This is a genomic window from Streptomyces sp. NPDC027672 (assembly GCF_055566335.1).
In genome coordinates this window covers 161656-175465 of sequence record NZ_JBVHSO010000002.1, presented here as the reverse complement: position 1 = coordinate 175465, position 13810 = coordinate 161656, and the positions used below count along the sequence as shown (strand labels likewise).

Annotated in this window: 11 protein-coding genes and 1 pseudogene; 8 read left to right on the top strand and 4 right to left on the bottom strand. The window is 74.6% G+C overall.

Going from position 1 to position 13810, the window contains the following annotated elements; genetic code table 11:
- Positions 1-2: 2 nt before the first annotated feature.
- A complete protein-coding gene (locus ACZ4SV_RS05300; protein WP_468001571.1) occupies positions 3-695 on the top strand; it encodes a response regulator in 693 nt (230 codons plus the stop codon).
- A 156-nt stretch (positions 696-851) separates the two neighbouring features.
- Here ACZ4SV_RS05300 and ACZ4SV_RS05295 read toward each other — a convergent pair.
- Positions 852-1217, bottom strand: a pseudogene (locus ACZ4SV_RS05295) (C40 family peptidase); the annotation flags it as partial.
- Positions 1218-2658: 1441 nt separating this feature from the next.
- Between ACZ4SV_RS05295 and ACZ4SV_RS05290 the strand changes: the two are divergent.
- Positions 2659-4077, top strand: coding sequence for a DUF1996 domain-containing protein (locus ACZ4SV_RS05290; protein WP_468001569.1), 1419 nt, complete (start codon positions 2659-2661; stop codon positions 4075-4077).
- A 109-nt stretch (positions 4078-4186) separates the two neighbouring features.
- Entirely contained in the window at positions 4187-4819 is a 633-nt protein-coding gene (locus tag ACZ4SV_RS05285) for a GNAT family N-acetyltransferase (RefSeq protein ID WP_365883550.1), read from the top strand.
- Positions 4820-4838: 19 nt separating this feature from the next.
- On the opposite strand, the gene ACZ4SV_RS05280 is transcribed toward ACZ4SV_RS05285, so the two are convergent.
- Positions 4839-5546: a lipoprotein gene (locus tag ACZ4SV_RS05280; protein WP_468001567.1), complete on the bottom strand. Its 708-nt coding sequence runs from the start codon at positions 5544-5546 to the stop codon at positions 4839-4841.
- Between the two features lie 70 nt (positions 5547-5616).
- A complete protein-coding gene (locus tag ACZ4SV_RS05275) occupies positions 5617-6273 on the bottom strand; it encodes a class I SAM-dependent methyltransferase (protein ID WP_468001565.1) in 657 nt (218 codons plus the stop codon).
- A 98-nt stretch (positions 6274-6371) separates the two neighbouring features.
- Here ACZ4SV_RS05275 and ACZ4SV_RS05270 point away from each other — a divergent pair, with 98 nt between their 5' ends.
- The 3 genes from ACZ4SV_RS05270 (at position 6372) to ACZ4SV_RS05260 (ending at position 10127) form a co-directional block, all read left to right on the top strand.
- The gene (locus ACZ4SV_RS05270; protein ID WP_365883547.1) at positions 6372-6830 is read left to right on the top strand and encodes a flavodoxin family protein; all 459 of its coding nucleotides are present in this window, start codon (positions 6372-6374) and stop codon (positions 6828-6830) included.
- A gap of 1313 nt (positions 6831-8143) precedes the next feature.
- Positions 8144-8644, top strand: a complete 501-nt coding sequence (locus ACZ4SV_RS05265; protein WP_468001563.1) for a hypothetical protein — start codon at positions 8144-8146, stop codon at positions 8642-8644.
- Between the two features lie 733 nt (positions 8645-9377).
- Complete coding sequence (locus ACZ4SV_RS05260) at positions 9378-10127, top strand: bestrophin-like domain (RefSeq protein ID WP_468001561.1); 750 nt, start codon at positions 9378-9380, stop codon at positions 10125-10127.
- On the opposite strand, the gene ACZ4SV_RS05255 is transcribed toward ACZ4SV_RS05260, so the two are convergent.
- The gene (locus tag ACZ4SV_RS05255; RefSeq protein ID WP_468001559.1) at positions 10109-11104 is read right to left on the bottom strand and encodes an acyl-CoA desaturase; all 996 of its coding nucleotides are present in this window, start codon (positions 11102-11104) and stop codon (positions 10109-10111) included. The two genes, ACZ4SV_RS05260 and ACZ4SV_RS05255, sit on opposite strands and share 19 nt — an antisense overlap.
- Positions 11105-11341: 237 nt before the next feature.
- Between ACZ4SV_RS05255 and ACZ4SV_RS05250 the strand changes: the two genes are divergently transcribed.
- Together ACZ4SV_RS05250 and ACZ4SV_RS05245 are read left to right on the top strand one after the other, a co-directional pair.
- Complete coding sequence (locus ACZ4SV_RS05250; RefSeq protein WP_468001557.1) at positions 11342-13510, top strand: acetoacetate decarboxylase family protein; 2169 nt, start codon at positions 11342-11344, stop codon at positions 13508-13510.
- Between the two features lie 35 nt (positions 13511-13545).
- On the top strand, positions 13546-13806 hold the full coding sequence (locus ACZ4SV_RS05245) for a hypothetical protein (protein ID WP_468001555.1): 261 nt from the start codon (positions 13546-13548) through the stop codon (positions 13804-13806).
- Positions 13807-13810: the final 4 nt, after the last annotated feature.

Sequence of the window (13810 nt, the reverse complement as noted above, 5' to 3'; positions counted from 1 at the left end):
CCGTGAGCCATGCGCCGCCACCGATCCGCGTGCTCGTCTGCGACGACCAGGCACTGGTGCGCACCGGCTACGTCACCATCTTCTCCGCCCAGCCCGACCTGGAGGTCGTCGGAGAGGCCGAGAACGGGCACGAGGCGGTCCAGGCCGCACGGCGCCTGCGTCCCGACGTGGTGGTGATGGACATCCGGATGCCCTTGCTCGACGGCATCCAGGCGACCCGGCAACTCGCCGGTCCCGACGCCGAGGCACCGCCGAAGGTGCTGGTCGTCACCACCTTCAACGTCGACGCCTACGTCTACGACGCGCTGCGTGCCGGGGCCAGCGGCTTCCTCCTCAAGGACGCGCCCCCGGCGGAGCTGGTCAACGGCATCCGGACGGTCGCCCGGGGCGAGACCCTGCTGGCCCCCGCCGTCACCCGCCACCTCATCGGCCACTTCGCCGCACACCTGCGCCCGGCCGATACGTCCCGGCCGGCCAGGGAGGACGTGGTACGGGCACTGACCCCGCGCGAGCTGGAGGTGCTCCGGCAGATCGCCGAGGGACTGTCGAACGCGGAGATCGCCGCGCAGCTCTACATCACTCCCGAGACGGTCAAAACCTACGTGTCGAGGATCCTGGCCAAACTCGGCCTACGCGACCGAGTCCAGGCCGTCGTCCTCGCCTACCGGGTCGGACTGGTGACCCCCAGGGGCTGACCAACTGGCCAAGACCAATCACGAGGCTCCGGTCAACTCGACTGGTCACGGCCCGTGGTGCCGCCCGCAACTCCAACAGCCGGATGTGGGCGGGGGATTCCGGTCACTTCGCCGTAGCTTCGGGAGAGCAGGCCGTTACGGCTCACGCAGGCGGTCTCAGGCGGGTCGGATGATCCGGCGGATCGCCGCCTCGCCGGCGCCGTAGATCGACTCCTCGCGCACCGACGAGCCGGGTCCCGGAGCGTGCACCATCATGCCGCCGCCGACGTGGAGGCCCACGTGCCGCTCGTCGTCGAAGAAGAAGACCAGATCGCCGGGCTCCATCGTGGCCACCGTCACCGGGGTCCCGGCCCGCGCCTGTTCGTACGCGGCGCGCGGCAACGTCACCCCGGCGGCCCGCCAGGCGGCCCGGGTGAGGCTGGAGCAGTCGTACGAGTCCGGCCCGGTCGCACCCCACACGCACGGCTTGCCGACCTGCACCCGGGCGAACGCGACCGCCTTGGCGGCACGCAGCGCACGCAGGGCCCCCGGCGGCTCCGGGACGGGAGCATCGGTGAGGGGGGACCTGGAAGCCCAGGAGGGTGCGGGGGCGGGGGCGAGGGAGGCCGGGTGCGGGGTGGCCGGCGCCGGGGCCGGCAGGGGTGCTGGTGCCGTGATCGTTGCGGTTGCGGTTGCCGTGGGCAGGGGCATCGGCGGGGTGGACAGGGTGGTGTGGTGGGTGAACGGATCACCGGGGGCGGCCAGTTCCGAGGGCATGCCGAAGGGCTGGGGCTGGAGTGACACGGCACCGGGTACCTCACCCGCCACGCGAACCGCCGACGGTTGCGGCACGACGCCCCCGACTGTCAGCGCGACCGTCGCAGCGCTGTCGGGCGGCGGGGCCGCCACACCTCTCCCGGGCGAAGCGTCCGGGGGTGGCGTGACCGGGGCGCTTATCTGGGGCGGCGCGATCAGCGCACCTCTGTCGGGTGACGCGGCCACCCAAGCGTCCGCAGGAGGCGTGACCGGCGCGCTTCTCTCGTGTGGCGCGGTCGTCGCAGCCAGCCCGGTCACCGCGCCCCTCTCGGGCGGTGCGGCCACCGAGGCGTTCGTAGGTAGCGTGACCGGCGCGCCTCCCTCGGGTGCCGCGGTCAGCACAGCCCGTGCAGGCAGTGCAGTCACCGCGCCCGTCGGAAGCGGTGTGGTCATCGCGCTTGCCGTACGGAGCGCGTTCGTCGCAGGCTCGGCCGGTGACCCGTTCGTACCGTCCTCCAGGGCCGCGGGCGTCGGGCCGGACGGGCCCGGTTCCAGGGCCGCCGCCGGGCCGGCGCCCGGCAGGATGACGTTCTCGCCGATCGACGGAAGGCGGGCCGGGGCGGGTGCCCGGTCGGGCAGGCGGGCGGCGGGCAGTACGGCGGGGACGGTCGGGCCGAGCGCGGTGCGCGCCGTGTCGAACCACTGCCGGGTGATCTCGTCCGGCTCCGACATCGGCTCCGGGCCGGGACGCCGGCCCGGCCGCCTGGCCGGTGGCACTCCGCGGGAGCGCGCCCGGACCGCCATGGCCCGGGTGGCGTTGAAAGTGCCGGTGTCGTTCTCGGCCTGGTCGTACAAGAAGTCGATCCGCTGCCGAACCTCGTCGCGGCTATCCGGCGCCATCGAAGACGTGCTCCTTCCTCGCCCCGCAAGGCAGTTGGGCGGCACGCCGGGTGCTGCCGGGCGGCGGCCTCGCGTCAACCTAGCCAACGTGTGCGCCACGTGTGAAGGTTGAGGCGTGGAATGCCCGATACGTATGCGTGATCTTTGTGATGACGCGCGACGCCCCAGAGCTGTGAACCGTGCTTTCCTGTGTGTTCCGGCGCACGCGCGACTCCGTTGAAAATGACGGCCTCGTGTGAACACGGCGGTCTCATGTGAACACGGCGGTCTCGTGTGAACACGGCGGCCTCGTCATCCGTATGAGGTCGGGGAACTCCATGCCCGACCGGTGATCACACACAGGGAAACGACCTTGGCACGCAACAGGCGCAGACGCCCGGCCCGCGCACGACGCGCGACCCTCACGGCGGTCGCTCTGATACTCGGCGGAGCCGGGCTCGTCGCCGTGAACGTCTACGCCTCCGCCTCCGAGAGCCGGAGCGCCGCATCCGTCCCGGACACCGCCGGACCCGTCCCGCCCGCCGGCCCGCAGACCGGTGCGGGGCAGGGCGGCAACGGGCCCGTCGCCTCCGACTACGCCGACATCACCGCCGTACCGCCGGACGCGCCCGCCCCGCCGCCTCGACCCGGCGCCTCGCGCGGCACCTTCAGCTCCGACTGCGGGGTGAACGCGGGCGGCCTGTTCAACTCCGACAACCTGATCGTCGCCCCCGGAGTCGCCAACGGCGCCCACCACGTCCACGACTACATCGGCAACCAGTCCACCAACGCCTTCGCCACCGACGCGGACTTGGCGAACGCCGCCACGAGCTGCGTGAACAAGGGCGACAAGTCGGCGTACTACTGGCCGGTGCTGCGCCTGCAGAACGGCAGGCCGGAACGGGACGCCGGGGCCCCGGGCGGCGGTACGGAGGGCAACACCGGCCAGATCGTCACGCCCGAGGAGGTGACGCTGACGTTCGTGGGCAACCCGCGCGGCAAGGTCACCGCCATGCCGCGCCTGCTGCGTGTCGTCACCGGCGACGCCAAGGCGTTCGTCAACGGTCCCGGGAACGCCAATGCGTCCTGGAGCTGCACCGGTTACGAGGACCGGCAACTGACGGACAAGTACCCGCTGTGCCCGCCGGGCAGCGACGTGGTGCGCACCTTCCGCTTCCAGAGCTGCTGGGACGGCCGCAACACCGACAGCGCCAACCACCGCACCCACGTGGCCTTCACCACGCCGGACGGCTCCTGCCCGGCCGGCTTCCGGGCGATTCCGCAACTGGTGCAGCGCATCGTCTACGACGTCCCCGCGCCGAGCGTCTCGGACGGCGGCCGTACCGTCCCGCTGTTCGCGGTGGACTCCTTCCCCGAGCAACTGCACAAGCCCGTCACCGACCACGGCGACTTCATCAACGTCTTCGACGAGGACCTGATGCGCGAGATGGTCGACTGTGTCAACACGGGCCGCGCCTGCCGGCCTTCGGGCGACTCCGGTACGGCGGCGACGCCCATGGCGTCCGGCGGGGCCACCGCCTCCGCACCGGCGCCCAGCACCAAGAGCGACACCCACGACACCGCCCCGACCCCGGCAACCGCCCCAACACCGCCCGCCTCCCTGCCCCCGGCTCCCCGGGCTCAGCCCCGAGCAACCCCCGGCGGCCTGGCCAGCACCGGAATCCACCTCTGGTCCGCGGCCGCCGGCACACTGCTCGCCCTCTCGGGCCTGTTCATGCTGCTCCGGGCCAGGCGCCTGCGCTACTAACGCCAACGCCAACGCCAACGTCAAGAACAACGCCTCCGCCCCGTCCGGCAGGCCGCGCGATCGGCCCTCATCCTTGTGGGAGCGCTCCCAAACCCCGCAGGATAGCCCCATGGCAACCCCGCACCCGTACCCCGTCATCCGGCCCTACCGCCCCGCCGACCGCGACGCCGTCGCCGATGTCTGCGTCCGTACCGCGCATGCCGGAGGCGACTCCCGGGCGATCTACCCCGACCTCCGTCTCCTGCCGTCGATCTTCGCCGAGCCGTACTGCCACTTCGACCCGGACCTCGCCTTCGTGCTGGACGACGGCACGGGCCGGGCCGTGGGATACCTCCTCGGCACCGCGGACACCGGGCGCTTCGTCGAGCAGTTCCGGCGGGACTGGATCCCCCGGCTGGCCGGCCGTTACCCCAGGCCCGCCGGACCGCCGCGCACGCCCGCCGAGGAGATGATCCACCTCCTGCACCACCCGGAACGGATGCTCGTGCCCGAACTCGCCGGCTACCCGGCCCATCTGCACATCGACCTGCTGCCCCGCTGGCAGGGGCAGGGACACGGCCGCCGTCTGCTGCACACCTTCCTGCGTGCCCTGCGCGGACAGGGCGTCCAGGCGGTCCACCTGGGCATGGTCACCGCCAACACCGCCGCCCGCGCCTTCTACGACCGGGTCGGCTTCCATCCGATCCGGGTGCCGGACGCCGGCCCTCTCACCTATCTGGGCCGGGCCACGGCCACGGACTGAGCGGCCCGGCCGCCGGCCGTCAGGACAGCCCGAGGGTCTGCTTGGCCAGCTCGTACGCGGGCCGCATCGCCTCGTGCTCCCCGGTGTCCAGGCCGCCGAGGTGCAGGACGACCGGGCCGCCGGGCGTGCTGACGGCGAAGGCGCTCTCCTTCTTGGTCTCCTCCAGCAGCTTGCTGGTGTAGAGGTACTCCACCTCCACGGCGGGGAGACCGCCGCCGGTCGTGAAGGAGTGGTACGCCGCCTTGCCCGAGCCGTCCTCGGCGGCGACGAACGCGCGCAGCACCCCGCCCGCGTCCGCGTCGCCGGGCCCGCCGGTCCACACGCGCAGGAAGCCGAGGTGGCCGGCCGGTTTGGCGTCGATCTCGCAGGCCGCGGTGACCGGTCCCTGCCGGAGGAGGCCGTCGAGCGCCGCCGCCAGGTCGTCGTCCCCGCCGTTCGCCGTCTGTGCCGGCTCCTTCACGGCCTCGACCGCCTTGGCCTTCCAGCCCTGGGCGACGGCGAACCTGACGGGCAGTTCACAGGCCGAACCGGCCGGCCCCACCGTGCCGCCGCGCGCCGCCGCGGCCTTCGCCGGCGTGTCCCCGGCCGTCGCCCCCGTGCTGCCGGACGGCGTGCTCGCGGACTTCTTCCCGTCGTCGTCCGCCCGCTGCGCGCACCCGCCGAGCAGCGCCGCGAGCGCCGCCGCGACGACCACGCCACCCCCGACCGTCCCCACCCTGACCTGCACTGTCGTCTCCCCTCCGGTTCGGAGCCGTCACTGTAGCCGAGGGCAGGGGCAATGCCGGAGGGAGTGCGGCTCACCCGCTCGCGGAGGGCCCCGTCTCCCGCCGGGCGTGCAGGAACAGTTGCGGCTCGGGCACGGCCCCGGGATGGTCCGGGGCGAACAGGGTCCGCTCCTCGGCCAGCACCGTCAGACCGGCGCCGGTCACCAGGTCGGTGAACGCCTCCGCGCTGAAACTGGTCAGCGACGCCGGCTGGCCCATGAAGACGCCCTGGGCGTCCTCCACGTCCACGGGCACGGTGGCCAGCGCGACCAGACCGCCGGGCCGTACCGCGCGCGCCAGCCTGGCCACCACGTCCGCCTGTTCGGCACGCGACATCTGCAGCAGCGAGAAGTACGCGCACACGGCGTCGAACGAGGCTTCCGGCAACGGCGTCTCACGGATGTCGGCGAGCCGGAACTCGGCCCCGGGCACCTGCCGCGCGGCCAGGTCCACCATGACCGGCGAGACGTCGATGCCCAGCACCCGGTGCCCGGCCTCGGCCAGCGTGTGCGCGGTCGGGCGTCCCGTCCCGCTGCCCACGTCCAGCACCCTGCTGCCCGGTGCCAGCCGCTCCAGCAGCCGGCGTAGCGACGCCCGGTGCGCAGCGGAGCCGGCGAACGCCCGCTCGTAGTCCAGGCCCAGCGCGTCGAACACCGCGGCGGCCGGCGCCCGGCGGTTCTCCTCGGTCACGGCGACTCCTTCCGTCCTCCCCGGCCGTCCGTCCCCTCGCGACGCCCGCCGCGGCCCGTCGTTTGCACGGGCGGCGGCCACGGGGCAGGGTGCCGGGTGTGCCTACTGTGCTGATCATCCATCACACCCCGTCGCCGAACTGCCAGACACTGCTGGAGGCCGTCGTGTCGGGCGCCACGACACCGGAGATCGAGGGCGTCCGCGTGGTACGCCGGGCCGCCCTCTCGGCCACCGCCTCCGACGTGCTGGAAGCCGACGGCTACCTGCTCGGCACGCCCGCCAACCTCGGCTATATGTCGGGCGCGCTCAAGCACTTCTTCGACCAGATCTATTATCCGTGCCTGGACGAGACCCGGGGCCGCCCCTTCGGCTACTACGTCCACGGCGGCAACGACGTCACCGGTGCCGTGCGTGCCGTCGAGGCCGTCACCACCGGCCTGGGGTGGCGCCGGGCGGCGGAGCCGGTGACCGTCACCGGGGAGCCGGACAAGGCCGCCACGCAGGCGTGCTGGGAGCTGGGAGCCACGCTCGCGGCGGGCCTGATGCCCGGCGGCTGAGAGGTCCGGGCACACCGCCGGGCCCCCGCGCGGCCACCGGAGTGATCTTCATACGATCACGTCGCGTGACCGGCGTGGACCGCGACCGCCCGGACAGGGCCCTGCTAATCCTCTCCCTGTGCTCGTAGCGGTGACAGGGAGGCAGGGGCGGACCCTCGCGGCCCGCCTCCCGACGGTGCTTCCGCTGCTCCTGGCCATGTGCGCCGGGGCGGCGGACCGCGCCGTCGCCGACGGCGCGGGCAGTCGCGGGCTCGCCCTGGAGGTCACCGTCGACACCCGGCCCGGCACGGAGGCGATCGACCCCGGCATCCGCGTCGGCCACCCGCTCGTCAAGACGTACCGCCTGGTCAACCGGACCGGGGCCGACCTGTACGACGTCCGCGTCAGCGACCCGGAACTGCCCGACGCCGCCCTCCGCTGCCCCGGCGGCGGCGATCACGTCCCGATGCTCCGCGGCCTCGACACGGCGGTCTGCACCGCCTGGTCCACCGCGCGCGAGGGCGTCCGGACCGCGGACGTCACGGCCGTCGGCCGCGTGCCCTCCCTCGGCTACGAGTCCCGGGCGGCCTACCGGTCCGGCTACGCGGGCGTCGGCGGACGGCTGTCCCTGTCCGAGACCGTGATGACCGCACTGCCCGAGACCGTGCTGCCCGGCGGCGAGATCTACGACGGAGCCCTGGCCCTCGGCCGGGCCACCGTGTTCTACGACGTGACCAACACCGGCAACCGCACGGTGTTCGACCTGCGGATCACCGACCCGGTGCTCCAGTCGCCCGTCATCGTCTGCCCGTCCGGCGACGACACCGTCCCGAGTCTGGAGCCGGGCGGCTCGGCGCGCTGCGTGGCGACGGTGGAGCGGCCACCGGGGGAGTACTTCAGCGAGGGACACGTCAAGGGAACCGACCGGATCAAGACCCTGCGGCCCGACGGCTGTCCGGAGTGGCCGCCCCCGCTCAAGGCCTGGGCGACCGGCGGGTTCACCCTGTACCCACCGCCCCCGCCGCCCGCTCCGCCGGCTCCCACACCCGTCCCGATTCCGTCGCCACCTCTCCCCGTCCCCGTACCGCCGCCGGCCCCGCCCGTCCCCGCGCCGCCCGTCCCGGCCCCGCCCGCCCCCGTACCCGTGCCGCCGCCTGTGCCGCCGGTCCTGCCCGTGCCGCCCGGAACCGTCTTCCCGCCGCCTCTGCCGCTGCCCCTGCCCGGCGCGCCGGCACCTGTCCCCGGAGTGATCGTGCCCGTGCCGGGTGGAGCCGTACCCGTGCCCGGCGGGGGCGCGCCCGGTGCGGTGGCGGGTGCCGCCGCGGGAGGGGCGGGTGCGGCAGCCGGTGCCGGTGCGGGTGCGGCGGCTGGAGCCGGGGCCGCGGGAGCGGTGGCGGGCGTCGGCGCGGCAGCGGGAGCAGGTGTGGGGGCGGGCGCGGCTGCCGGTGCGGGAGCAGCCGCGGGCGCTGGAGCGGTCGCCGGGGCAGGTGCCGGCGCGGCGGCGGGCGCGGGTGCGGGTGCCGGGGGAGGGGCAGCCGCTGGTGCTGGTGCTGGTGCTGGTGCTGGTGCTGGTGCAGCAGCGGGGGCGGGCGCGGGTGCCGGTGCCGGCGCGGCTGCCGGTGGCGCGGGTGCTGCGGCCGGGGCTGGGGCCGGCGCTGCTGCCGGTGCGGGCGCCGCTGCTGGGGCCGGTGCTGCCGCCGGGGCGGGTGCGGCTGCCGGTGCAGGAGCCGGTGCCGCGGCGGGAGCAGGTGCGGCCGCCGGTGGTGCGGGTGCCGCGGCCGGTGCGGGCGCCGCCGCAGGCGGAGGTGCCGCCGCTGCCGGTGGTGCGGGTGTAGCAGTAGGTGGAGGCGCCGCAACAGGCGGAGCGGCGGCTGCCGGCGGGGACGGAGCCGCGACCGGTGGTGGAGCGGCGACCGGTGGAGGAGCCGGGGCCGGAGGCGGAGCCGCGGCCGGCGGAGCAACAGCGGGTGCGGTCGGCGGAGGGACGGCGGGAGCCGTCGCCGGCGCCTCAGCCGGCCAGGGCGGGACCACCACGGGAGGCGAAGCACCCGGCGGCCAGTCCACGGGCGGCCAGTCGACCGGCGGCGAATCCGCAGGCGGCCAGTCCACCGGAGGTCAGTCCACGGCAGGCCAGGCCACAGCCGGCCAGTCCACTGGCGGCCAGGCCACAGCCGGTCAGTCCACCGGCGGTCAGACCACCGCAGGCCAGACCACTGCCGGTCAGGCCACCGGCGGCCAGACCACCGCAGGCCAGACCACCGCAGGCCAGACCACAGCCGGCCAGGCGACCGGCGGCCAGTCGACCACCCCCAACTCCCCCTCCACCCCCCGCACCTCCCCGACCGCGCACGCCTCCCGCCGCAACCCCTCCATCACCTCCCGTTTCATCCGGCCCAGCAGTGGGCCCACCGGGCTCGGGCTGCTCGCCGCGCTGTTGCTGCTGCTGATCCCCGCCGCCCTCGCCGCCGCGCTCCTCGGCTCGCGGCGCATCGGCAAGTAGCCGTCGTTCCCGCCACCGGGCAGCCCTACGCCACCGAGCACACCTAGACGACAGGAGCATCCGAGCCGATGATCGAGACCTTCGCCGTCGTCCTGGGCATCGCCGTGGTCGCCGCCGGCATCGTGGTGATCCGGCACCGTTACTGGCCGCCCGCCCCGGACGAGGAACCCCGCGAGGACGTCGCCGAGTACATCTCCATGATGGTCGGCGTGCTCTACGCCCTCGTGCTCGGTCTGTCGATGGTGTCGGTGTGGGAGACGCGGTCCGGTGCGGAGGGCCATGTGCAGGCGGAGGCGAGCGCCGCCCACCAGATCCGCCTGCTCTCGGCGGGACTGCCGGCGCTGGAGGGCGAACGGACCAGGACCGCCGTGGACGCGTACGTGCACCAGGTCGTGAGCGAGGAGTGGCCCGCCATGACCGGCGGACAGCCGCCGGGCCGGCGCGGCTGGGACCTGCTGAACGACCTGCGGGCGGCGGGCCAGCTCCCCGCCGACGCCACGCTCGCCCAGCAGGCCACGCTCCAGGAGATCCTGGCCCAGCTCAGCACCCTGGACGACGCCCGGCGCGGCCGGGAGGCGGACGTGGGAAGCTCCATGTCACCCGTGCTGTGGTTCGGGCTGATCGTCGGCGGCGTGCTGACCGTGGCCTTCATGTTCATGTTCGGCGTACGGCGCAGCGTCACACACGTGGTGATGGTGATGGGCCTGACCGGACTCATCACCTTCACCGTGCTGCTGGTCTACCAGTTGAACGAGCCCTTCAGCGGCATGTTCGCCGTCGACTCGACCCCGTTCTCCCGCTACTTCGCGGGAGGTTGACGGCCCGGCGCCCACCGGCCGGCCGCCCCGCCGCGCAGCCGGGCGCCGATCCGCCGCTCGTCCGGCCAGCGCACGTCGTATGCCCAGCCCCACCGTTCGAACCGGGCGATCAGCCACGCCGTCAGGTCCGGCTGGCCGCGCAGCCCGCCGTGCCGGGCGCTGTTGGGGTCGGCGTGGTGGAGGTTGTGCCAGCCCTCGCCGAAGGTCAGCAGGGCCACCCAGGGCACGTCCCGGGACTGGTCGCGGGTCGCGTAGTGACGGGCGCCGAAGGCGTGGGCCACGGAGTTGACCGACCAGGTGACATGGTGGACGACGGCGTACCGGACCAGGCTCGCCCAGAAGAAGGTGACCAGCGCCGGCCGCCCGTCCTGGGTGAGCGCCCAGACCAGCGCCGGCGGCAGCGCCAGCGAGACGGCGATGGTGAGCGGGTAACAGCGGTCCAGGCGGCGCACGTCGGGGTCGGCGAGCAGGTCGGGGACGTAGCGCGGATGGTGGGAGCGGACCGGCGAGGAGGAGAACCAGCCGACCTGCGCGTGCCACAGCCCCCTCAGCAGCGCCCGCCGGCCGGTGCCGTACCGCCACGGCGAGTGCGGGTCGCCGTCCCGGTCCGCGTACTGGTGGTGGCGCCGGTGCTCGGCCACCCACAGGGTCACCGGTCCCTCCATCGCGAGGCCGCCCGCGATCCCGAGGGCGATCCGCAGCGGCCGTTTCGCCTTGAACGACAGATGGGTGAAGTGCCGGTGGTAGCCGGCGGTGATGCCCATGATCGCCAGCGCGTACATGCCGGCGCCGAGGACCGCGTCGTACCAGCGCGGCCCCCAGCCGCCGGCCAGGGCGGCCGGCAGCGCCAGCGCCAGCACGGCCAGCGGGCCCACCACGAGCGTGAGCAGATAGCCGGTGCGCAGCGGCAGTCCGACCGGGACGGTGTCGGGGAGCGGGGCGCGCAGGCCCTCCGGGTGGTCGGGGGACAGGGTCACGGCGCGCCTCCCGCGAGGCGGCGCGGGGCAGTGCAGGGGGTCATGTGCGGCGATTATGCGCCAGCCCCGGGCACCCGGCGCCCAGGCTCGGCGCCCGGCGCGGCCCCGGCGGACATCCTCTACCTGGATGGATGAAGGTGCGGGCGCCGCCCCGCTGGCCGACCATGGGAGCGGGACCGCGCCCCGGCGCGGCGCCCGCACCTCCCGCCCCATGTCGTCGAGCAGAGGGAGCGTCGGATGCGCGCGGACGGCACCGCACCCGGACGGCCCGTGCCGGACGGCCAGGAGACCAGGGAACTGCTGCGCGGTTGCGCGCGGGACGTGGTGGACGTCGCCGAGGGCATCCGCGCGGTGTCCGCCCGCACCAGCACCGCGCTGTTCTCCCCGGCCCTGACCGTCTCCGCGCGCCGCCGGCCCCGCACCGGCCTGGCCGCCCAGTGGGCGCTGCTGCGGGCCCTGACCACCAGACAGGGCCTCGGCGGCTCCGCGATCACCGCGCCCAGGGGCGTGGGCCACCTGCTCGGCGCGGCCGGCGAGGTGCTGGGCCGGGAGAGCCTGGCGGCGCTGGTGGCGGTCAGCTCGCTGCGGCTGCGGATCGCCGCCGTGCTGGCCGACCACCCCGAGTTCGTGCGCGACCCCGGCATGCGCCGGCTGACCGAGGCCGTCACCGCCGACCGGGACCTGGAGGCCGTACGGGCCCTGCGCGCCCTGTTCCGCGACCAGGGAGCCCAGCGCGCGCTGTCCGGGCTGGCCCCGCTGATGGCCGAACTCCTGGCCATCCGCGCCCTGCTGGACGAGGACCCGAAGAACGACGAGACCGGCTGGGCGCTGGCCGCCGGCAGGGAGCTGTCCGCCGACCCGCTGCACGGCGTCAGCGCCGCCCGGCTGGCGAACCTGGACCGGGGCGAGGGCGCCGCGGAGGCCATGCCCCTGACCGACCAGGAACGGCAGGTCATCGCCACGGAAGGCACCTTCCTCGGCTTTCTGCGCAACATCGAGACGCTCTCCACCGACGGGCGGATCCTGCTGCAGAACGTGCGGGGCCCGGACGGCGTCGTCCGCTACGTCCTCCAGGCGCCCGGCATGGCGCCCGGCCGCCCCCGCAACGACTCCCCGCAGGACTTCATCGGCGCCTGGCGCAACCTGTTCATGCCCGACTCGCCGTACACCCGCTCCCTCCTGCTCGCCCTGCGCGACTACGGCATCCCGCGCGGCGCCGACCTCGCGCTGATCGGGCACAGCGAGGGCGGCATCGCGGTGATGAACCTCGCCCAGGACGAGGAGTTCTGCCGCACCTACCGGGTCACCCACGTGGTGACGGTCGGCTCCCCGGTCGACAACAAGAAGCCCGCCGACCCGCGCACCTGGGTCGCGAGCATCACCAACCAGCACGACATCGTGCCCGTCCTCGACGGCCGGGGCGCGGGCTCCGCCTTCGACCCGCACCCGAACTGGTACGAGGTCGACTACACCGGGCCCACACACGAGTTCCCGCTGTGCCACATGATCCACGAGTACATCGAGCACCTCAGGACCGTCGTCCCCGAGGCCCGCCTGCGCGTGGACCAGGCCCTGGCCCCCTACCGGGGCCCCGTCGTGCGCACCCAGGCCTACCAGCTCAAGGACCGCGCCAACCCGCCCGAGGGCTACCCCTTCCTCACCCTGCCCACCGCCTCGCTGCCCACCGCGGCCGGTCCGGTCGACGTCCCCGTGCGCTACTACGACTCCTCCGCCGCCCACCTGTGCTTCCCCGTCGACGCGGACACCGCCCGCACCCTGCTGCCGGACGTCACCTGGATGACCCCGAGCCGGCTCGGCCGGCACGCCCTGGCCGTGCTCTCGCTGTACGAGCACCGCTGCACCACCATCGGGCCGTACGCCGAGATCTCCCTGTCCGTGCTGGTGGACGACCTGTGGCGGCCCCGCCCCTACGACGTCGCCCTGGACCTGCTGCGCCGCGTCGACCTCCGGCGCACCGGCCGGTACCTCCTCTCCCTCGCCGTCACCAGCGAGGAGGCCCGGGTCGTGGCCCGGGAGATCTGGGGCCAGCCCGCGACCCGGACGGCCGTCGACGCCGAACTGACGGGCCGTCGGATCGACGTCCGCTCCCCGAACCTCGGCCTCACCGTGGACGGCCGCCTCGGACCCGGCGCGCGCTGCCCCGACGCCGACTGGATCCTCTACGGCCGCCGGGGCGAGAGCACCATCCGCACCCAGGTCCGGACCCACGGCCGGCTCCGGCTGCACGGCGGCGGCGGCCTGCGGCTCCGGCTGGACACCGCGGCGGCCGAACCCCTCGCCGGGCAACTGCGCCGGCTCGGCATCGCCGCGGCCCGCCCCCGGTTCGTCCTGACCTGCCCCCAGTTCATGCTGCACCGCAGCGCCGGCGCCGTCCTGCCGCGCTGATTCCGACCCCCTCCACCGCCTCGCGGGAGCACCCCATGGTGACCGAGACCCCCGACGTCACGTCGTACGCCACCGAACTGCTGGAGCGCGCCGAGGCGTTGCGGTCGGACGCCGCCTTGATGGAGGAGTACGCCCGGCGGCTGCGCGCCACCGCGGCCACGCTCGCCGGCTGCCCGGCGGCCCCGGACTGGAGCCGCCCCACCCTGGAGCGGCAGGCCGCCTCCTGCGTCTCGGCGGCAGGCCAACTGCGCACCGCCGCCGAGGCGTTGCGCGCCCACGCGGGAACCGGCGGCTGACCCC

What these genes read in the sequence shown, in the direction of transcription:
- ACZ4SV_RS05285 (WP_365883550.1), top strand. Translation starts at nt 4,187, where the DNA reads ATGGCAACCCCGCACCCGTACCCCGTCATCCGGCCCTACCGCCCCGCC.
- ACZ4SV_RS05260 (WP_468001561.1), top strand. Translation starts at nt 9,378, where the DNA reads ATGATCGAGACCTTCGCCGTCGTCCTGGGCATCGCCGTGGTCGCCGCC.
- ACZ4SV_RS05250 (WP_468001557.1), top strand. Translation starts at nt 11,342, where the DNA reads ATGCGCGCGGACGGCACCGCACCCGGACGGCCCGTGCCGGACGGCCAG.
- ACZ4SV_RS05245 (WP_468001555.1), top strand. Translation starts at nt 13,546, where the DNA reads ATGGTGACCGAGACCCCCGACGTCACGTCGTACGCCACCGAACTGCTG.